Raw genomic sequence first — 20,969 nt, forward strand, 5'->3', positions numbered from 1 at the left:
TGCAAGCGATGCAGTACTGAGCAAGCCATTCCGGATGAGGGTAAGTCGGCATTGGGACATGATTGGAAGATTGTGGAGACCTTGGATCCCACCTGCACGGAGAATGGGCAGCTAAAGCAAGTCTGCACACGGTGCAGTGCGGAGCAAACCGTCCCCGATGCGAATGCACCTGCACAGGGGCATCAATATGTGGACAACGTATGCCTGTTCTGTAAGCAGCCAGGCTTTACATTGATCCAACCGTCTGGCAGTGGTTCATCCAGCGATCCTTATCAGCTTAGCTGTGCAGAGCATCTGTACTGGCTGGCGGATCTGGTGAATAGTGGCAATAACAACATCCCGTATGCTGTTCTGACGGAAGACATTGTCGTGAACGAAAATCTGCTTCAGTCTTTGCAGTTCGATGAGAACGGGAATGTACTGAACGGAAATCAGTTCGCCACATGGACCCCCATCGGAACCAGAGAAAATCCTCTGATCCTGGAAAAAATAGACGGACAGGGGCATACCATCAGTGGCTTGTATTTTAATGATGCAGCAGCCTATAACGTGGGATTGTTTGGACACTCTTTGCAGGGCACGATCGAGAATCTGCACATTAGAGATTCTTATCTGAACGCATCACAGTGTGTGGGCGGTGTGTGCGGCTATATGGTTGATGGCAAAATGATCGAGTGCAGCTTCGATGGCATGATCAACGGCTCAGACACGGTAGGCGGTTTGTGCGGTTTAGCCGGGGGAGTAGATTTCACCAGTTGCAGCAATGTAGGCACCATATCCGCTTTTGAATATGTGGGTGCTATAAGCGGCAGCACCTCTGGCATAGTGCAGAACTGCTACTACCTGGAGGGCTGCAACGGAGCAAATACGAGTTTGAATGCATACGGAGAAAGCAAAACCGCAGAAGAATTCAAAGACGGAAGCGTCTGCACGCTGCTGGGCGGTCACCCCTATTATGATGAGAACGGCTTCTGCGTGTACTGTGACACCGGCTATCAGCAGCCTGTTAGGAATGCAGCCGGGCAGTATGAGATCTCCAGCGCCGGGGAGCTGTATTGGTTCGCGTCACAAGTCAACACACAAAATGCGAGCGCAAAAGCTGTCCTGACGGCGGACATCACCGTGAATCCCGATCTGCTCCAGTCCTTGCAGTTTGATGCAGAGGGGAACGTGACCAATGGGTCGGATTTCACAGCCTGGACTCCCATCGGCACAAGCAGTAGAGTTTACCAAGGAACCTTTGACGGACAGGGGCACACCATCAGCGGCTTGTATTTCAACGACAAGACACAGGAATTCATCGGTCTGTTCGGGTATGCGCAAGGCACCATTCAAAACATTCATGTTGCAGATTCCTACTTTAACGGAAAGGAATGCGTGGGGGGCGTATGCGGCCTCATATACCAAGGCGGTACCATGACCCACTGCAGCTTTAGTGGAACGGTAAGCGGAGTAGATGCAGTAGGCGGTGTGGTTGGGCAGAGCTACCGAGGTGCAGTTTCCGGCTGCAGCAATGTGGGCACGGTTTCCTGTTCCGGTCGTAATTCCGTTGGCGGAATTCTCGGCTTTGTATGGCACGGTACTGTACGAGATTCCTATTACCTGGAAGGATGCAACGGAGCGGGTACCGAATTTACCTCTACACAGGGCACAGGTACAAGCAAGACTGCCGAGGAATTCCGGAACGGAGACGTATGCACAGCCCTTGGCTATCATGCTTATTACACTGCCGATGGGTTCTGCGGATACTGCGATGCATATCAGGCAGCAGTGCAGAACGAAGCCGGAACCTACGAGATCTCCAATGCCGGACAGCTGTACTGGTTCGCAGACAAGGTAAACAATGACAACGAAACCTACGGCAGTGCGAATGCGGTATTGACCGGGGACATTACAGTGAACGAAGGGGTTCTGACGGCGGATGGACAGCTGGCAGAAGATACAAGCAAGTTCAGAGCCTGGACGCCCATCGGCACCAAGTATGATAATACCTCCACGGTCGTTCCGTACAACGGTGTTTTTGACGGACAGGGATATACCATCAGCGGGCTGTACTGCAACAAAAACGTAATGTACGGCGGTTTGTTCGGATATCTGGGGAGCGGAACGATCACCAATGTATGTGTTACGGATATGTACATTCAGACGGCAGAAGGCCATTCCGGTCTGTGCGCATATATGCAGAACGGCACCATATCCAATGTGCGTCTTACAAACGCACGCCTGCTGGTTGAGGAAAATGGCGGATTGGGCTGGTCTGGTCTGTGTGCGTATGCGGAGGATGGTACGATCTCCAATGCGCATGTTTCGGACACATACATCATGGTAGCTGGAAACAGTGCCGGCGGTATATGCGGCAGAATGGAAAAGGGCACGATTTCTGATTGTTCTTCTGCAGCTACCGTAGCAGCCGAAGAAAATTGGTCACACATTACCTTGGTCGGCGGCATATGCGGCGCAACCGACAGCGGTAAAATCGTTAACTGTTACAGCGTTGGAAAGCTCGCCGAAGTGAACAATGGCATATGCAGCAACATGGGGGAAGGCGCCTCCGCCATAAATTGCTACTATCTTTCTGAAACGGAAGAAAGCGATGCCTCTTGCGGTGGTACAGCAAAGTCAGCCGCAGCCTTTGCCAGCGGCGAGGTAGCATACCTGCTGCAGGATGACCGGACAGCGACTGTCTGGGGACAGGTGATCGGAACGGATGCATTCCCCATGCCAGGCAGTGCAAGGGTATACCAGATCACACACTATGCGGGCTGCAACAATACAAGTCCCTCTACAAACAGCTACAGCAATCTGAAGAAGGCAAATACCTTCGGTGCGCATGCTTATGTGAATAGCAAATGCAAGTACTGCGGCATGTTTGAAGATGGCATTGGAGCTAAGCTTGCCGGGTATACTCTGACGCTGAACGGCAGGATCGGCGTGAACTTCCACATTGAGCTGGATCAAAGCATCGCCAATGACCCGGTGACTTATATGCTGTTTACTTTGCCAGATGGCACCTTCCGGCAGATCTATGTGGATGATGCCACTACGACGGAGATCAACGGGGTTACTTATCATGTGTTCACCGTGGAAATGGCAGCCAAGGAGATGACTACTCAGATTACAGCGCAGATTTGCAACGGCAGACAGCAGGGAGAGCTGTACACCTTTACGGTAGCAGAATACGCAGACTACATTCTGGCAAACACAGAAAAGTATTCTCCCGAAACTGCGGCACTGGCACAGGCGCTGCTGAACTACGGTACTCATGCAAAGGCGTATTTTGACGGAGAGACGCTGGAGGCGACAGAGGAAATGAACCGTGTGACTGCGGATACTCTGGCGGATGCAGTGCCCACCATATCCGGTGAGCTGCCGGAGGGGATCACCTACTATGGTTCCAGCCTGTTGCTGGAATCCGGTACGGTGGTACGGCATTACTTCCGTGTGGCAGATAGTGCGGATGTAAGCGCATACGGCTTCACGGGGAACAAGGGCAAATATTATTACATGGATCAGGAAGCCGTTCCTGGTACGGTCAATCAGAACTGCGTGATCGGCGGATATGTCCTCAGCTACGATTCCATGTGTTATGTGCGCAGCGTGCTGGCAAGTGCGGATGCACCGGACAATCTGAAACAGGTGGTTACGGCTCTGTATCTGTACAACCAGGCAGCAATTGCGTATCAGCAGAATCCGGTTTCATAAATCCAACAAGCCCCATCGGGAAACCGATGGGGCTTTTGCAATCCAAGGCGGCACCCCACAAAGCTCTGTGCGGCGTTGTCTAAGAATTTTCCACCTGCTGCCCGATTTGTCTACTGACAGATCCGGCTGCGTGGTGTATCATAGAAATACACTGCAGGCAACACCACACAATCTTCGTGCGATGTTGCCTGAAAAACGGAGGGAAACCATATGCCAAGCAGAATCCAAATCGAAAATACATATCTTCTGCCGGGATTGTTCAAGGAACGTGCAGACATCAACAGAGCATATCTGATGGAGTTGAAAAGCGAAAATCTGCTCCAGAACTTTTTGCTGGAGGCCGGGGTCCGTACAGACCGGGACGTAACGGAGATGCATCTGGGCTGGGAGTCTCCCACCTGTCAGCTGCGTGGTCACTTTCTTGGGCACTGGCTGTCCGCCGCCGCCCTGCTGATTGCGCAGAACCGGGATCGGGAACTGAAAGCAAAGCTGGATACCATTATCGATGCGCTTGCCCGTTGTCAGGAACTGAACGGAGGCAGGTGGATTGGATCAATCCCGGAAAAGTATTTTGAAAAGCTGGAGAAAAACGAATACATCTGGTCGCCCCAGTATACCCTGCACAAGACCCTGCTGGGCTTGTATCACAGTGCCCTGTATGCCCAAAACCAAGTGGCATTGGAGATCCTGGGCAAGGCAGCGGACTGGTATCTTGAGTGGACGGAGAAGATGATGCAAAAAAATCCCCACGCTGTGTACAGCGGTGAGGAGGGCGGCATGCTGGAGGTCTGGGCAGGCTTGTACCAGCGGACGGAAGATGAACGCTACCTGACCCTTGCGCAGCGGTATGCCCATCCTTCCATATTTGGCAGGCTTGCAGATGGGGAAGATCCTCTGTCCAACTGTCACGCAAACGCCAGCATTCCCTGGGCGCATGGTGCGGCAAAAATGTATGAGATCACAGGGGATGCAGCGTGGCTGGAGCTTGTGAAACAGTACTGGAAATGTGCCGTTTCAGATCGAGATGCCTTTTGTACCGGTGGACAAAATTCCGGCGAGTTCTGGATTCCGCCCCGGAAGCTGGGCATGTTTCTGGGAGAGCGTACGCAGGAATTCTGTACGGTGTATAATATGGTGCGGCTGGCAGATTACCTGTTCCGCTTTACAGGAGCGCATGAATACCTGGACTATATTGAAAACAATTTCTACAATGGGTTCCTTGCACAGCAGAATAAATATACAGGCATGCCGACGTATTTCCTGCCTATGAAGGCAGGAAGCGTGAAGAAGTGGGGCAGCAAAACAAAGGATTTCTGGTGCTGCCACGGCACAACCGTACAGGCTCACACCATATATCCCCAGCTTTGCTGGTATGCGGACAAAGAGCGGAACCGTCTGATTCTGGCGCAGTATATTAACTCGGTCTGCAAGTTCAATGCCCATGTGACCATTACCCAGAGCGTGGATATGAAGTATTACAACGATGGGGCATCCTTCGACGAGCGGGATGACAGCAGAATGTTCCGGTGGTATATCAAGCTGCACGTCAAGGCGGAACAGCCGGAACGGTTTACTCTTTCTCTGCGGATCCCTGCATGGGTGGCGGGGGAGCCGGTGATCCTGGTGAATGGACAGCATGCAGAGGTTGAATCAGTGAATGACTTTGCCGAACTGGATCGGGTCTGGGAGGACGATACGGTGAATCTCTATTTCCCGGCGGCGCTGACCACCTGTTCCTTGCCGGACATGCCCCAGCTGCTGGCGTTCCGGGAGGGCCCCATTGTGCTGGCAGGACTGTGCGAATCCGATCGGGGCATTTACCTGGCGCAGAATGACCCCACGAGTGCACTGACCCCCGTCACGGAGCATACCTATGACACCTTTCCCTGGCGGCAAAGCGTGTACCGGACGATCCATCAGCCGGAAAACTTTGAACTGGTGCCTCTGTATGATATCACGGACGAGTGCTATACGGTGTACTTCACGAAAAAGTCCCTCAATTGATATTTCTCCGACTGAAGGAATGCTTGTACTGTGTAGGGCTGATGCCCTCCTGTTCCTTAAACATCTTCATAAAATATTTTTCATCAGAGAAGCCGCAGGAAAATGCGGCTTCTTTTATGGAAACACCGTAGTTGGACAGCAGGGTCTTGGCGGTTTTAATGCGCAGGCGGTTTGTATACCGCACAATGGATATTCCCATGCTGCGCTTGAACAGGGAGGACAGGTAATCGGCGCTGTATCCGATTGCAGCCGCAAGCTCCGGAAGATCGAAGGGGAGAAAGTAGTGATTTTTGATCCACTCCCTTGCGGATACTACAGGTCCCGGCAGGCTCTGGCTGATGCTGCAGGTTCGGAAATATTCCTGGGACAGCTCCATTAGCAGCAGACTGACTGCGTAATCAGACATGCTGTGGGTATACAGTTGCTCCTCCAGGGACAGATCCATCAGCTGATGAAACAGCTGTGCCGTTCTGCCGGAGGGGGAGGCGAATGCAGTTTCAGGCAGTAAATAGGAATATCCTTTCGCATCGTCCGCATGCACCGGCTCAAATCCCTGTTTTGTTCGGAAATGCGCCCAAAGGTAGGACAGGGAGCCTTCCGATGAGCGGAATCCGAAATGCTCCTCACCTGCCGGAAGCAGGATATATGTTCCGGCAGTCAGAGCAAAGGGGCTGCCGTTGGCGTTCAGGTACAGGGTACCCTTCGTCACCAGGATCAGCACTGTTTCTGCAAAGCAGCGACGGTGGTGCAGAAAACCGGAGGGGCTGATCAGCTGTCCGCATACCGAAAAGGGCAGAGGCTCCGGGGCTTTGCATCCAAGCATTCTCGGTTGGCTTTGTGTGACTTGAAACATCTTTTCCTCCATATTTGTATAGGCAGTTTCGCACAATCCCTGCACGATGCTGTCTGAACTATCTGCCTTGAAGTATACACGGGATGCAACGTTTTGTCAAGTGGAGAGTACCGTACCAGGAGTATTTCAATCCGGTTGCGATTGGGTCGATTTTTGCATACAATTGTACAGAAAGGGATTGCTTTTTTCATGAGAGTGTGATATAATTGGATTACAATCTAATCGAAACAAAATACTGTGCCGGAAACGGCTGAAAGGCAATGAAAAACATAGGGTAATACCGCACAAAGATTGTGGGGTATTACCAGATCCAAGTGCAGGAGGTAGTGTTATGAGAAAAGAGAAGCAGGTTGCCTGCCCGGAAACGGGCAGCGTCCGAAGCAATCGGCGAAAAGCGATCTTGACCGGTGTGCTGGCGCTTACCTTGATGTTCTCTGCCGCAGGGGGACTGACCGGGTATTGGTATTATCAGAACGCCAAGCATCATGTGACCGTATCCTTTGAGACAAACGGAGGCAGTGCGGTACGTTCGGTGACTCTGGACAAGGGCACCACTTTGCCCCAGGTTCCCTGCACCAGCAAGGAAAACAGCAGCTTTTCCGGCTGGTATTACGATGAGCAGCTGACCAGACCCTACAGCTCCGGGGATGCCATTGAGGTCAACACCAAGCTGTATGCTGCCTATGGGGAGACAGGCAATCGGGATCAGGTCTATGAAAGCAAGTCCGCATACCTGCCGGATTGTGGAGCCTCTGCGCCTCTGGTGATCCATGCGGATACGGAAATCACGTCGGAGAATCTGAGTGACTATCTGACGGTACAGTCTGACCTGGGCACGCTGCCGGATGCATTTGTGGTCGATCCTCTGGGGGACGGCAATTATCAGATCACCCCCAAGCAGGATTACCAGGCTGGCTGTGTGTATGACTTTTCCGTATCCAACGGGGCAACCATCGTCACCGAGGACAGTGCGTCCCTTACGTCCCTGTCCCAGCGGAGCCACAAGGACGAAATTGAAGTGGTGGAATTGCAGCAGTCCATCATTTATCTGGATTGGGACGCTGTGATCCGGGACGGTTCGGATTATCAGCTGTACATTCCCAAAAGTGATACATACACCCTTTCGGCGGACAGCGCATTCTGCCTGCTGGAGGGTTATGCAGAATGGGTCAGTGCCGGGGAGAATCCGGACACCTTCGGACAGCTGTTTGATGATTCTGCATTGTTCTTAACGGCGGTATCCGTTCAGGATGATTTTGCAGACCGGACACTGGACGGCAGAATGTTGAGCGGTGACACATGGTACTATGTGGAAGCGCAGGACAGTGAGCTGGAGGATGTTCTGGACACCGTTGATGTATACACCAACATGGAAGTTTCTGCAAAGGAGCTGCTGGATACCAAGGAGCTGGAGCAGAGTATCAGTCAGAGCGCAGGCGTAAGCCAGTTGGCTGACCTGCTGACCTGTGCAGTGCTGGAAAATGAACAGTTCCAGAAGCTTACAGGAGAGGCGAGCAGCGCAGAGGATTTTGCCCTGTTTTCAAGCATGACTGCATCCGCAGCGGATTTTGCGAAGAACCCACTGATGTTCCGGGATGGCCTGAGCATGGGCAACGCCAAGGGCATCAGCGTACCGGCAGGAAACACCGGCATTACCGTTAGCGTATCCTGGAGCCGGGACAGTGCCCAGAATCCTAATTTTCCTGGAGTGGACGCCAGCGATCCGGACAACAACAAGTGGTCTGCTTTGCGGGTAATCATCGGCATCCAGAGGGAGATCAAGGGGGTTGCGGTGCAGGCGTCCGTGGACGTTACCGAGTATCTGAAGGTCACCATGCAGGGCTACAAGGAGTGGGACGGCAGCAAGGTGAACTTTGACTATGCAGCCAATATGTACTCCCAGACCAATTTTGACTTTTATGTGCAGATCCGCACAGAGGGCTCCGAAAGCTGGGAGGATATTTCCGAAAGTGTCAACGACAGCATCAGCTCTTCGGATATGCTGGCAAAGTACCAGAAGATGATCAACGCAGACGGAGGCTATATCGACCTGTGCGATGTAGAAATCATAGGTAAGGATTTTTATGTCATTCCCGAATTTCCGATCTTTACGGTACATCTGGGTCTGAATTATGTACTGAAGCTTGATCTTTCCGCAGGGCTTTCCAGCAATTTCACCTACCTGGATGCGACCCAGGTGGGCATGCGGGGTAAAACAGGTGAAGGGCTTCATTCCTACAAGAATGAGCTGGTCGGGGCAAACCGGTATGCCTATAATCTGGATGCTTGCGGTTATCTCGGTGTCAAGACCGGCTTGAAAGGGGAGCTGCCCCTTTCCTTTACCGGATTCCGGAAGCTGGGCGAGGTGGGCATTGCCCTGGAGCTGGGCGCTTATGTGGACTTGTATGGCTATATGAGCCTGGAGATCACCAAGCCCCTTCAGTATTCCAGCAATGTGAACAAATCCTTTGCCGGCGGTTATTATATGGAAATGGGCATCTACCTGGAGGTGACTCTGCTGGCACGGTCCCAGGTCTTTGATGCAGAAGCCGGACTGACCCTGTTTGAGGAAAAATGGCCCCTGTACGCTACAGGCAATCGGTATATCCTATACAGTGTGGATGACACCAGCAACCGGGAATATTTCATGCATGCCAACAGTGCGGACATTCTGGATATCAGCGGTCTGAGCACCACCTGTCTGGATCTGAAAACCGGTGCGCTTACCAATGACGTGCCCCTCGGTGAGATCGGGGACTTTGTGGCACATGTGTCAGACAAAACATTTCAGTACAGCAATATGAAGCTGTCCATCGATGGGGAGAACTCGGAACTGAAGGCGAGAACCGCCACGGTTGACTTGTACTGCTCCATGCCCATGCTGTCCATGGCGGCGAAACATGCGGTGGAAGGATACATCTGTATTTCCACTCAGCTGTACTGGGCGGATCCCAGTCTGAATGTGACATCCATTGCGGACTTTACAAAGACACCGAAGGCAACCTACTGTCTGAAGTTCCCGGACGGTTCTACCAAGGAAGTGGCTGTGATGCAGACCCAGCTTGGCAAAAGCGTAGGACAGTTCGGGCTGAATAATTTGTCCCTGGATAAGATCTATCAGATGGAGGATGCACTGTACACGGAGGAGAACACATCCGTTGCAAGCTTGAAAAACTATGACAAGGAGCTGTATGACGTTTACATTTCCAAGGATACGGTGTTCTACCGGAATGCGGAGAGAAAGCAGTTCTATGTCAGCTTTGTATACTACGATGGGCTTGAAAAATGCTGGAAGTCCGATCTGCGGCTTTGCGGCGCAGGGGAGGAGCCGGTTCCGCCGGAGGCTGCGCTGCATACCAATGTACTGACCGGTTGGACAGGACATGATAATCTGACCGGGGAGGATCTGACCCAGCTGACCAAGCTGTCCGACGATCAGTATGCCTACGATCGTTACCGGTGGAGCACCATCGGTCAGGATCAGAGCCAGTCGATAAAGACCTACCGGGGCAGCGAGCAATGGCAGGTCACCAATGACATCGAGGGTTATTTCAACACGGGAACCAGCAAGCCCAATCGGGAGTTGACCTTCACCCAGACCTATGTGGCACAGTACCGGGACTGCACTGTTACGTTCCTGTATGGAACGGAGGAGGAACGGATGGCGTCTGCGGTGACGGTTCCCTTTGATACCACCCTGCTTTCTCCGACGGATTCTACATTTGTGGATAGCGCCGGTGTTCTGCTGGGCTGGGACTACAACGGGGACGGAGCCATTGACACAGAAAAGAATTCGGCTGGAACCATCATTCTGCCCCGGATCACCATTGACGGTATGGTATTCTATGGGGTTTATGAACAGCCCAACGTGACCATCCATGTGCAGCAGTATGATGTGGATCAGGCATGCTATGTGGATTCCGCCACATTCCAGGTGAAGAACAACCAGAACTTCACCTTCAACGGCGAGGAGGTATTGCTGGATGGAGAGCCGGTGATCCTGGATGGCGAAACTGTGGATTGCTTTACGAAGGCGTTGGATGTAGTGGGCGATTCAGACGCTGCAATCTTCACCGGCTGGGAAAAGCGCTTCCGGTTTGCTTCGTCCTGGTCTGCGGTCAATTTCACAGAAGGGATGCATGCATATTACCAGGAGTTCTATTTGCGACCCGGATATAATTTCAAATTAAACCTGACCTTCCTGCCGGCGGACGGCACTGCATTTACTGCGACTGTAGACGGCACGGAGCAACAACTGACCAGTCACAGCGTTTCCCTGTACCAGGGGGATATGTACGGCTGGTGGAACGATTTCAAATATAGTGTATGGTCCGGCAGTGAGGATGAGGTCACCAGATTTATTGGCTGGGACCGCAACGGGGACGGCGTTGTGGATTACTCCAATATTCAGTTTATTATGCCCAACAAGAGCATGACTCTTCGGGCAGTCTGCAAGACGGAAAAGATTCTGATCACCACCCGGATTCAGTCGCCGATTGCCTTGGACTTCCCGGAACAGATTGTTTCCTGTATCACAGATAATTCTGCGGAGGGCACATACGCCTATGTGTTTAACGGCACCTACAGTCAGTATCAGGTTCTGGATGATTACATCAGCAATCTGCCGGAAACCTCCAGATATCTGGACGAAGAAACCGGATACCAGGTTTTCTGTCACCGTTTTACAGGCTACAAGACCAGCTTTGACTACTATCCGAATGGCAAGGCGGTCAGCATCCCGGTATACAGTGAGATGACCATCCGTCAGGTGCATGTGGGACACACTGTCACCTTCCGGGCAGGCGAAAACGGATACTTTAATCAGAATGACGGCTCCACAGTGGCCGAATTTACCAGAACGCTGGACAATGGCACCTATCAGATCAGCGACTTTGTCAGTGGATACAGCACAAGCCCTCGCCGGCCTTCCGTAGGTACTTCTGACTTCTCGGTGGATTACTGGATGGACGAGGATGGAAACCGGATCGAAAATGATGCGTTCATCGTATCCAAGCAGGGGAGAGTTCTGACAGCCCATTGGATCAGCGAGACCAATGTGAACCTGAAGAGCGGCGATGTCAAGTACGGCAATTTCTTTGCAGGCAGCGGTGTTCTGGCAAATCCCAGAATGCGTCTGACGGAGGGTACACACAAATTCTCCGAGCTGACCAAGCCGGTGCAGAGCTATTACCCGGATAAGTGCCGGTATGAGGTAGTTGGCTGGACGGACAGCCGGGATACGGAGGAGATCGTACACGGGCTGGATGAGGAATTCACCATTACAGCCGGTGAAACCCCCACCTTTACCGCCCAGTGGGAGCTGACCGGTTTGGTGGTTCGCTTTGAAACCAGTGTTGCATTTAAGAGCGGCACCGGAGAAGCCCTGGTTCCCGGTCATGATTTCAACGAGAACCCCATTGTGATGCTCCCTGTGGGAAACTATAAGATCAGTGATTTCCCGGTTGTAGAAAATTGGATCGGTGGCAGCCAGGAATGGCGCTGTGTTGGCTGGAGGGATCAGAACGACAAGGAATATAAATTTGACGATCCGGATGCAGTGATCGCACTGGATACGTATGCAGTGACTCTGACACCCATCTGGGCAGGCACAAAAGCAACGGTTTCCTTCAATGCAAACGGCGGAATCTTCTTGGGCGATACGCAATATATGAGATTGACGTATACTGTGGGAGACCTTAACGAAGCGGATATGCCGCTGCCTACCCGCAGTAATACAGAATATGAATCCGGCGTCTTTGCCGGTTGGAAGTTCAAAGAATACACCAGTCAGCAGGAAACGATTGTTCCGGTTGGCGGAGTGTTCCATCTGGAGGATACCTATTATTATGCAGACGCCATCTGGAATACAGTGGAACTGAAGCACAACTACAGCTATGGCTATGACGAAACCCAGCACTGGGCAATCTGTGAAAACGAAAGCTGTGCGGATCCCATCGGTGCCAAGGAATCCCATACCGTTGGAGCGGACGGCATCTGTACCGTGTGTGGATATGGCTGCGTCACACCGCCCCTCCGAAATGGTGTGTATGAGATCTCCAATCTGGCAGAGCTGCTTGGATTTGCAAAGCTCGTCAATACAAGCGAAACCGGAGCAAATGCGATTCTGACCAGTGACATTGTAATCAACCGGAATATGCTGAACCAGAACGGAGAGCTGAACCGGAAGAATCTGATCACCTGGACGCCCATCGGCACAGCCGGCGCATATACCGGTATCTTTGATGGACAGGGACATACCATCAGCGGTGTGTATGCCACCAACAACGGAACCAATGGAAACAACCAGTATCTGGGTCTGTTCTGCGAGATTCAGAACGCAGAGATCAAAAATCTGACTCTTGCGGATTCTTGTTTTGTTGCAGATTCCACCTGCATGTACCTGGCAGGCATCGTAGGACACGCAACCGACAGCATCATTTCCTGTGTGGAGAATCGTGCAATTCTGATGGGTAAGCGGATCGGCGGTATCTGCGTCCAGGCAGACAATTGTCAGATTCTCAACTGTGTGAACGTTGGAAGGATCTTCAGTCTTTCCAGAGCATCCGGCATAGCAGCCTATGTTTCAGGTAACGGAAGCACTGTGAATTGCTACCAGGGTGGTGAGATGAGTTTGTCCGAGGCGGTGTTGCTGCATGCAGTTGCTGAAAACGCTGTTAATTGCTACTACAACACCACGATTACCGGTATTGATGCAGAAACGGGGGATGAGCCCGGTCAGACCGGCAAGGACGACAATGCGGTAAGATCCGGCGAGGTTGCATACCTGCTGGCGCAGGGGGAGAACGGTACAGTATGGGGTCAGACCATTGGCGAGGACAGCTATCCCCGGCTGCATGGCGCAGTGGTTTACCAGAACGGCAGTGTTTATGCAAACGGCGCAGCCAAGCTGGAGGGAACCTCCCTGTCTTTGAACGGAACCATCGGTGTACATTTCTACGTTTCCCTGTCCGATGTGGTCACAGAGGATGCGGACGCATATATGGAACTGACACTGCCCAACGGCGCCACCCAGCAGATCCTGGTTTCCGATGCGGATATGAAGCAGGTTGACAGCAAGGAGTACTATGTATTCTCCTGCGGTGTGGCAGCAAAGGAAATGACCCGTCAGATCCATGCACAGATCAGAAAATCGGACGGCACTTTAATGGGCGCTTATGCATACTCCGTAGAGGATTACGCAAACTACATTCTGGACGATGCCAATGGCTTTGAGCAGAATACGAAGGATCTGGCTTTGGCAATGCTGAACTACGGTGACTTTGCAGAGGCATATTTCAGCGGCAAGACCCTGGAAGAAACCACTGAAATGGCAGCAGTTACAGCAGGCAAGCTGGCTGGCTATACAAGGGTTGAGAGCGGCACTCTGCCTGCGGGCGTAACGTACTATGGCTCTACGCTTGTACTGGAATCCGGCATGATCCTGCGGCATTATTTCCTGGTGGAGCCGGGTACGGATGTAAGCGCATACGGCTTTACCGGCAATAAGGATCACTACTACTATATGGATCTTTCTGCAGTGCCCGGAACAGCAACAGGAGCGTGTGTGATTGGCGGCTATACCCTCAGCTATGATCCCATGTGCTATGTGCGTGCGGTACTGACAAGTCAGAAATCTACGGACAGTCTGAAACTGGTTGCAAAAGCACTGTATCTCTATCACCGGGCAGCAGAAGCATATCAGCAGGCATAATTCCAATTCTTCCATAAAGCGAACAGCCTCATCGGGTAATCCGGTGAGGCTGTTTTGCGTCAGTATGCATCTACTGTATGAGCTTATCCAAGCATCACAGCCACAATAAACGATGTGTCTGTATGGGTGATCTCCATTTTGCCCCGGTTCTGTTCCACGATGCTGCGCACGGAGACAAGCCCGATGCCGCTGCCCGTATGCTTGGTGGACAGATACAACCCGTTCTTGTTGGGCAGTAGTGTACCGGCGTAGGTATTGCTGATTTTGAACAGGATCATGCCTCCGCTGCAAACGCTTTTGATGGTGATTTTACGCTTGCCTGTTTCCACATGCCGACTGGCTTCTAATGCGTTTTCCAGCAAATTTCCAAGTAGAACGGAAAGTACATTGTCCGGGATATTAAGATCCTCCGGCACCTGCACCGCCGCTTCAAAATCGGTTTCCTGATTTTTTGCCTGTTGGGCAAAGTATAGCAGCAGGGCGTTGACTGCGTAATGGTCGCAGAAGCGGAAGGAACGGTCATCCGGCATGGTCAGCTTGTATGCTTCCAGATATTGCTTTGCCTCTGCGTATTTCTGATCTTCCAGCAAAGATTGCAGGAGGAGCACATGATGCCGCATATCGTGCTTCGCCTGTCTTGCTTGATCGATGCGCTCCTTCAAGTTTTCATATTGCAGCTGCTGGGTGATGAGGGCGTGATTCTGCTCGGAAAGCCGGACGTTTGTGTCAATAACACGGATGTGGCAGATCACCATATGGTAAATTAGCAGGGCGCCCAGGTTGATGAGCAGGAGAAAGATCGTGTTGGAGGGATCCATTGCAAAGGCCAGGGCGGATTCGCTGCTGCCGTAAAGCCGATAGTACCACTCCACATAAAACGTGGCTGGGATCAGCCAGATAAAATGCCAGGTGGGCTTTGCGGTGTCCTGTTCTAAAGCGGTGGAATAGGTGCGACCCATATATACGGCCAGGGGGATCAGCAGCAGAAGCTCCAGCAGGAACATAATCAGCGAAAAGCTCCACCGATAGCCTTGAATGGCCAGAGTCGGAAAATAGATGCCCTCGATGCACTTGGAGCAAGCCGTGATAAAATTTGCAATGTTGGACAGCATCAGCAGGGTGAAAAGTGCCTTACCAAAGTCCGTCCTGACCGCCAGAAAGTAAAAGAGGGCATACATGATAGTGCTCAGCGCACTGAGCATGCCGGCATTGCCGCCCCACATCCCCGCCCACAGACCAATGAAAACCTGTAGGATGGCTGCCGCCACAATCAGCAGCGTGGTGATCCGCTTGGAAAACCGCAGGCTGTTGCGGAACGGATATAACGCAATGGCGATGTAGGGGGTGAAATTTAGCTGGGAATACAGGATCATTTCCAGGATGTGCCCGGATCCGGACATTACAGATCCACCTCCCGGCTGAGCGTGCGGAACTGAAACTCACTGTACTGTGCCTGGGCATCCTTGCAGATCCGTCGGGCGATGGGCAGAGTGGTTCCGTCCTTCATCAAGAAGCTATCTCCGGAAAGGCGTGCTACTTCATAAAAATTCAAGAGCACGCCTTTCATCGGTGAAAAGAAGTACCCGAATGGCATCAGCAGCTTCTGGATCTCCGCAAAGGAAGCATACACCGTGTGGTGCTTTCCGGTTTTCATATGAAAGCGCATCCGGTGATTGCTGTATTCTGCGTAGATCACGCTGCGGCAGCGCAGGGCAGCTCCGTCCGGCAGAAGCACGGAACGGGACTGCTCAATCTGAGCGGCGTCCAGCTTGTGCAGCAGCCGTGCCACCTTTTCTGCGGTAATGGGCTTTTGCAGGTAGTCCCTGGCATTGACTGCATAGGTTTCTGCGGCGAATTCGTTGGAGGAGGTGCAGAATGCAATTTGGACAGACTGGTCAGTTTGCCGGATCTGCTCTGCCACAGCGATGCCATTACGCCGTTCCATATAGATATCCAGTACGATCAGATCATAAGCTCCGGCAGTCCATGCCTGGAGAAATGCTTCGCCGCTTGGATAGGTGTCGATCCGGTGGATGGCGTCAAACATCTGGGTCAACTGCGCCTCAAACAGACTGGAAAGCAGACGCAGAGCTTCTGCATCATCGTCCACCAAAGCGATGTTCACATTCAGCACCTCCCGTCAGTCTACTGCGATTCTGTTGTTATCATAGCATAGTTTCTTCTTTTTTGCAACCGTTTCCGCCGGAGGATGCCTGGCATACATTGCTCAGAAATGCTTTTTGGGCATTTCTATATATGCAAAACAGGTATTTTACATTTGCCCGTTAGTGGGGTATAATACAGGTATCGGGAGGGGATCATGAAATGTCGATGACAGAATTGGAGGGGCTGGAGGAATGTCTGGCGGATTTCGGATGCAGCAACCGGGAAAAAGCAGAGATTCTGCGATGTCATGCCCGCCGGGATATTCCGGGCATGATCCGGCTGCTTCGCAGGCATCGTCAGACCCTGCTGGACAGGATCCACAAGGAAGAAGCACAAATCAGCTACCTGGATTATCTGGTGTTTCAACTGGAAAAAGAGATCGAAACAAAGTTGCGAAAGGATGATTGAAATGTTAGGAAATTTTGTTTATGCCAATCCCACAAAGCTATATTTCGGGGCGGATGCTCTGAACGGTCTGAACACAGAGCTTCCCAAGTATGGTAAAAATGTTGTGCTGGTGTACGGGGGCGGTTCGATTAAAAAGAACGGGCTGTATGATGCGGTCACTGAAATTTTGAAGGACAACGGAAAGAATGTGTCGGAGATTGCCGGCGTGATGCCCAATCCCACCATTGAAAAACTGTACGAGGGCATGGAGATTGCCAGAAATGCAAAGGTGGATCTGATTCTTGCGGTGGGAGGCGGCTCTGTGTGTGACTATGCGAAAGCCCTGTCCGTATCTGTCAACTGTCCGGAGGATCCCTGGGAGAAGTACTATATCAAGTTTGATGAGCCGACCTGTGAAACCATTCCGGTGGGCTGCGTGCTGACTATGGCTGGCACCGGCTCGGAGATGAACGCCGGTGCGGTTATCACCAATCACAAGGCAAAGCTGAAGATCGGTCATGTGTTTGCAGACGAGAAGATCATGCCCCGGTTTTCGATCCTCAACCCCAACTACACCATGACCCTGCCGAAGTATCAGATGTGTGCAGGCATCTACGACATTTTCAATCACATTTGCGAGCAGTATTTTTCCGGCACGGATGACAACACCAGTGATTATATCAGTGAGGGACTGATGCAGTCCCTGATTCATTCCAGCCGAATCGCCAATGCGAACCCTCAGGATTATGAGGCACGGTCCAATATTATGTGGACGGCAACCTGGGCGCTGAATACGCTTGTGGCAAAGGGGAAGTCCACGGACTGGATGGTGCATATGCTGGGTCAGGCGGTAGGCGCAGTGACGGATGCTACCCACGGCATGACCCTTGCGGCAGTTTCCTTGGCGTACTACCATTATATCCTGGAGGCAGGACTGCCCAAGTTCGTGCGCTTTGCAGAAAATGTATGGCATGTGGATCCGGCTGGAAAGACGGACAAGGAAATTGCCCTTGCAGGTCTGGCGGCAATGGAAAGCTGGATGCAGGAGCTGGGACTTGCGATGCATCTGAGAGAACTGGGTGCGACCGATGACTTGATCGAGGATATGGTAAACGCCACATTGATCCTGGATGGAGGCTACCGGGTTCTCACCAAGGAGGATATCAGAAAGATTCTACAGACATCCATGTGAGGTGAAGACTTATGACAAAAAAACTATGCAGTGCTTGCCTGATGCTTTTGATGGTGTTTTCCTTTGCATCCTGCCAGAGCGGGAATGGGGAAGGCACCGCCTCTACAGCGCAGACCACACAGGCCGTACAGACAAAGGCGGCTTCTACAGAGACGGAACCGGAGCCTGAAACGACCCGGAGCACGAAAAAAACGGCGGTGGTGTATTTCTCTGCAACCGGCAATACGGGAAAGGCTGCACAGCTTCTGGCGGAGGAAACCGGGGGAGATCTGTTTGAGATCCAGCCCAAGGATCCCTATACGGAGGCGGATCTGGACTATAACCAGGATGACTGCCGGGCAAACCGGGAGCAGCAGGATACGGCGGCAAGACCGGAGATTGGCAACGATTTGTCGGCGGTGGAATCCTATGACGTGCTGTATCTGGGGTATCCCATCTGGTGGGGTACCCATCCCCGCATCATTGAAACCTTCCTGGACAGCTATGATCTGTCCGGCGCACAGGTGTACACCTTCTGCATCTCCGGCGGCAGTACCATTGAGAAAAGCGTGGGCGAATTGCAGAGCATGTATGCCAAGCTGCACATTGTGGAGGGAAAACGGCTGAACGGTGCTTCCGGGGAAGATATCCGGACGTAGCTGGGTGAATGCATCACTCCGTCCCGGTAATAAAAAGCGGCGTTCTGAAAGGATTGCGCTCATATAGAAGTTTTATCACAGCTACTATAAGCAAGACCTTTACAGCAAGCTATGAAACAGAACAGGCAGAGTTGGAATTGACTCTGCCTGTTCTTAGTTATAAATAGATTATTTTTTACTTGCAGATTGTCTTGGCTGTGAGTCAATTATAAACAGAAATGGTGGATCATCTCCCGCATCAACTTTATTCTTATATAGTTCTTTTATGTAGATATAGCCATTGGAATGAACACTTCTATAGGCGATGAAGCGGCACTCGTATTTGCCTCTCAGTTTTATTCTTCTATAGGATTTGGTAAGAGTATAGAAGTATCTTTTAATCAAGCCAAAGCTGCTTTAATGTTAGAGGGTATTCCTGAAGAAACAACACCCGAATTGTTTGTTCGAGATGGATTGCAAGCTAACAGTATTATTTTAGTTCAACCAGAATAACATCATCTATAAATCAGAAATATTTTCGTAAAGGCTGTGAAGCGGAATATACTTCCGCACCGCAGCTTTTTTATTATTTCCGGACAAATTACACTGGGGAAAATGGAAATTTCACTAAAAGTTCGTGCGCAATTGCGGCTGGACAAACGGCTTAATTGCGCGCTATAATTTGATTGTGGAGATACCACGGCAGATACAAACAAAACAAGGAGAGAATAAAACGGAAGGAGGTGGCGGTATGCTTGCCTATGAACAGCAGACAAAAAAGCTCCTGAACAAGCGTCAGGCGGTGCTTGACCGTATCGAGAGTGACAAGGCTGAGATCGAAAAGATCAATGCAAAGCTGAACGCTATCCAGCTCGCTAAGATCAGGGACGCACTTGGCTGTGATGAGCAGGGACTTTTTGAGCTTATTACAAAGCACCCTGAACAGCTTGCAAAGCTGAAACAGGAGAGTACTGCCGATAGCGATACAGATACAGCTCAGGACAGTGATGAATCCGAACTTATCGGACAGACTTCTTTCTTTGATGAGAAGTCTTTCAAGGACTGATAGTCCAACAAAAAAGCTGTGATATGGGACGGCAGCAATGCCGTTCCGCACAGCTATCATAAAAGTATAAGACAACAACAAAACGAGGGTAAGAAAGAGAAAGCGAAGCCCTCACTCTATATGCGTAGAGATAGACAAGCAAAGGAGAAAGTTCGCTATGAATAATAAAGATTATACTGCCGTAGAAAATACGGCAACAGAAACTGTGTCCGAGTACAAGATCGGACATACGCTGTATACGGTCAAGACCGTATTTAACCCTGCTTCAAAGGCAAGCCTTTCGGATATTCTGAAACGGCTCATAATCCGTGAGTGTGAGAATTTCCTCGGTGAATTCGGACAAGAACCCGAGAAGCAGGCTGTGTAACTTTGGAATATCGGCGCATTGTATTTATTTTCGGTGCGCGCTATAATGATAACATAGCTTGCTGTATCTGTCGGAAAGGAAGGTTAATATGACAGACAAGATCACAGCATTATATTGTCGTCTTTCACAGGACGATATATTACAGGGTGAGAGCAACAGCATCACCAATCAGAAGGCTATCCTCAAGAAGTACGCTGATGATAACGGTTTCCATAACCCGGTTTTCTACGTCGATGACGGAGTCTCCGGTACAACGTGGGAACGAGAAGGCTTCAAGGCTATGATGGCTGACATTGAGGACGGCAAAGTAGGTACGGTCATCACTAAGGATTTGAGCCGCCTTGGCAGAGACTATCTGAAAACCGGAGAATACATCGAGATCATTTTCCCTGATTACGATGTTCGCTATATCGCTATCAACGATAATGTAGATACCTTCAAGTCAGAAAATGAGCTGCTTGCATTCAAGAACATTTTTAATGACTGGTATGCTCGTGATACAAGCAAGAAGATAAAAGCTGTTTTCAAGGCTAAGGGACAGTCGGGAAAGCCACTTTCTGTGCCGATTTACGGCTATAAAAAGTCCGAAGCTGACAAAAATCTGTGGCTCGTTGACGATGAAGCTGCTGAGGCTGTCCGCAGGATATTCAAGCTCTGCATTGAGGGCTACGGTCCGGCGCAGATTGCCCGCATTCTCACGCAGGAAGGTATCCCGACTCCTACAGCCTACGCTCTGTCACAGGGTAGGGATAATGGTCACAAGAACGCTAAGCTGCATCGCTGGAGCGGAAAAACCATCAGCCACATTCTTGACCGTCCTGAATACATCGGTCATACGGTCAATTTCAGAACACACAAGAAGTCCTACAAAAACAAGAAGACTGCCCCCTTCCCGGTAAAATAG

At 51.2% G+C, this 20,969-nt stretch carries 12 protein-coding genes and 1 pseudogene; 10 read left to right on the forward strand and 3 right to left on the reverse strand.

Going from position 1 to position 20,969, the window contains the following annotated elements; translation table 11 throughout:
• The coding region (locus QVO51_RS00420) for a GLUG motif-containing protein (protein WP_369677872.1) at nt 1-3,702 on the forward strand (3,702 nt) is incomplete at its 5' end.
• Between the two features lie 210 nt (nt 3,703-3,912).
• A complete protein-coding gene (locus QVO51_RS00425) occupies nt 3,913-5,706 on the forward strand; it encodes a beta-L-arabinofuranosidase domain-containing protein (protein WP_022356768.1) in 1,794 nt (597 codons plus the stop codon).
• On the opposite strand, the gene QVO51_RS00430 is transcribed toward QVO51_RS00425, so the two are convergent.
• The gene (locus QVO51_RS00430; protein ID WP_022356769.1) at nt 5,699-6,559 is read right to left on the reverse strand and encodes a helix-turn-helix transcriptional regulator; all 861 of its coding nucleotides are present in this window, start codon (nt 6,557-6,559) and stop codon (nt 5,699-5,701) included. The genes QVO51_RS00425 and QVO51_RS00430 overlap by 8 nt on opposite strands.
• 331 nt (nt 6,560-6,890) lie before the next feature.
• Between QVO51_RS00430 and QVO51_RS00435 the strand changes: the two genes are divergently transcribed.
• Complete coding sequence (locus tag QVO51_RS00435) at nt 6,891-14,270, forward strand: InlB B-repeat-containing protein (protein WP_022356770.1); 7,380 nt, start codon at nt 6,891-6,893, stop codon at nt 14,268-14,270.
• Between the two features lie 83 nt (nt 14,271-14,353).
• Here the strand turns inward: QVO51_RS00435 and QVO51_RS00440 are convergent, their stop codons facing one another.
• The gene (locus tag QVO51_RS00440) at nt 14,354-15,670 is read right to left on the reverse strand and encodes a sensor histidine kinase (protein WP_022356771.1); all 1,317 of its coding nucleotides are present in this window, start codon (nt 15,668-15,670) and stop codon (nt 14,354-14,356) included.
• Complete coding sequence (locus QVO51_RS00445; RefSeq protein ID WP_022356772.1) at nt 15,670-16,395, reverse strand: LytR/AlgR family response regulator transcription factor; 726 nt, start codon at nt 16,393-16,395, stop codon at nt 15,670-15,672. Before QVO51_RS00445 ends, QVO51_RS00440 begins: the two co-directional genes overlap by 1 nt.
• A gap of 200 nt (nt 16,396-16,595) precedes the next feature.
• Between QVO51_RS00445 and QVO51_RS00450 the strand changes: the two genes are divergently transcribed.
• The 7 genes and pseudogenes from QVO51_RS00450 to QVO51_RS00480 form a co-directional block, all read left to right on the forward strand.
• A complete protein-coding gene (locus QVO51_RS00450) occupies nt 16,596-16,844 on the forward strand; it encodes a hypothetical protein (protein WP_022356773.1) in 249 nt (82 codons plus the stop codon).
• A 1-nt stretch (nt 16,845) separates the two neighbouring features.
• Nucleotides 16,846-18,015, forward strand: a complete 1,170-nt coding sequence (locus QVO51_RS00455; RefSeq protein ID WP_022356774.1) for an iron-containing alcohol dehydrogenase — start codon at nt 16,846-16,848, stop codon at nt 18,013-18,015.
• An 11-nt stretch (nt 18,016-18,026) separates the two neighbouring features.
• Nucleotides 18,027-18,653 carry a flavodoxin gene (locus tag QVO51_RS00460; RefSeq protein WP_022356775.1) on the forward strand — a complete coding sequence of 209 codons (627 nt, stop codon included), beginning with the start codon at nt 18,027-18,029 and terminating at the stop codon, nt 18,651-18,653.
• A gap of 285 nt (nt 18,654-18,938) precedes the next feature.
• Nucleotides 18,939-19,145: a hypothetical protein gene (locus QVO51_RS00465; protein WP_288167662.1), complete on the forward strand. Its 207-nt coding sequence runs from the start codon at nt 18,939-18,941 to the stop codon at nt 19,143-19,145.
• Between the two features lie 238 nt (nt 19,146-19,383).
• Entirely contained in the window at nt 19,384-19,698 is a 315-nt protein-coding gene (locus QVO51_RS00470) for an emm-like protein (protein ID WP_022356776.1), read from the forward strand.
• Between the two features lie 157 nt (nt 19,699-19,855).
• On the forward strand, nt 19,856-20,065 hold the full coding sequence (locus tag QVO51_RS00475; protein WP_022356777.1) for a transposon-encoded TnpW family protein: 210 nt from the start codon (nt 19,856-19,858) through the stop codon (nt 20,063-20,065).
• Between the two features lie 88 nt (nt 20,066-20,153).
• Nucleotides 20,154-20,945 (forward strand): annotated as a pseudogene (locus QVO51_RS00480) (recombinase family protein); the annotation flags it as partial.
• Nucleotides 20,946-20,969: the final 24 nt, after the last annotated feature.

Origin of the sequence: Ruminococcus sp. CAG:379 (genome assembly GCF_000434255.1) — a bacterium.
GTDB classification, from domain to species: Bacteria; Bacillota; Clostridia; order Oscillospirales; family Ruminococcaceae; genus Ruminococcus_F; species Ruminococcus_F champanellensis.

Bases quoted from the DNA above. Each gene is read 5' to 3' on its own strand.
- QVO51_RS00465 (WP_288167662.1), top strand. From the start codon at position 18,939: ATGAACACTTCTATAGGCGATGAAGCGGCACTCGTATTTGCCTCTCAG.
- QVO51_RS00450 (WP_022356773.1), top strand. From the start codon at position 16,596: ATGTCGATGACAGAATTGGAGGGGCTGGAGGAATGTCTGGCGGATTTC.
- QVO51_RS00475 (WP_022356777.1), top strand. From the start codon at position 19,856: ATGAATAATAAAGATTATACTGCCGTAGAAAATACGGCAACAGAAACT.
- QVO51_RS00470 (WP_022356776.1), top strand. From the start codon at position 19,384: ATGCTTGCCTATGAACAGCAGACAAAAAAGCTCCTGAACAAGCGTCAG.
- QVO51_RS00425 (WP_022356768.1), top strand. From the start codon at position 3,913: ATGCCAAGCAGAATCCAAATCGAAAATACATATCTTCTGCCGGGATTG.
- QVO51_RS00455 (WP_022356774.1), top strand. From the start codon at position 16,846: ATGTTAGGAAATTTTGTTTATGCCAATCCCACAAAGCTATATTTCGGG.
- QVO51_RS00460 (WP_022356775.1), top strand. From the start codon at position 18,027: ATGACAAAAAAACTATGCAGTGCTTGCCTGATGCTTTTGATGGTGTTT.
- QVO51_RS00435 (WP_022356770.1), top strand. From the start codon at position 6,891: ATGAGAAAAGAGAAGCAGGTTGCCTGCCCGGAAACGGGCAGCGTCCGA.
- QVO51_RS00440 (WP_022356771.1), bottom strand. From the start codon at position 15,670: ATGTCCGGATCCGGGCACATCCTGGAAATGATCCTGTATTCCCAGCTA.
- QVO51_RS00430 (WP_022356769.1), bottom strand. From the start codon at position 6,559: ATGTTTCAAGTCACACAAAGCCAACCGAGAATGCTTGGATGCAAAGCC.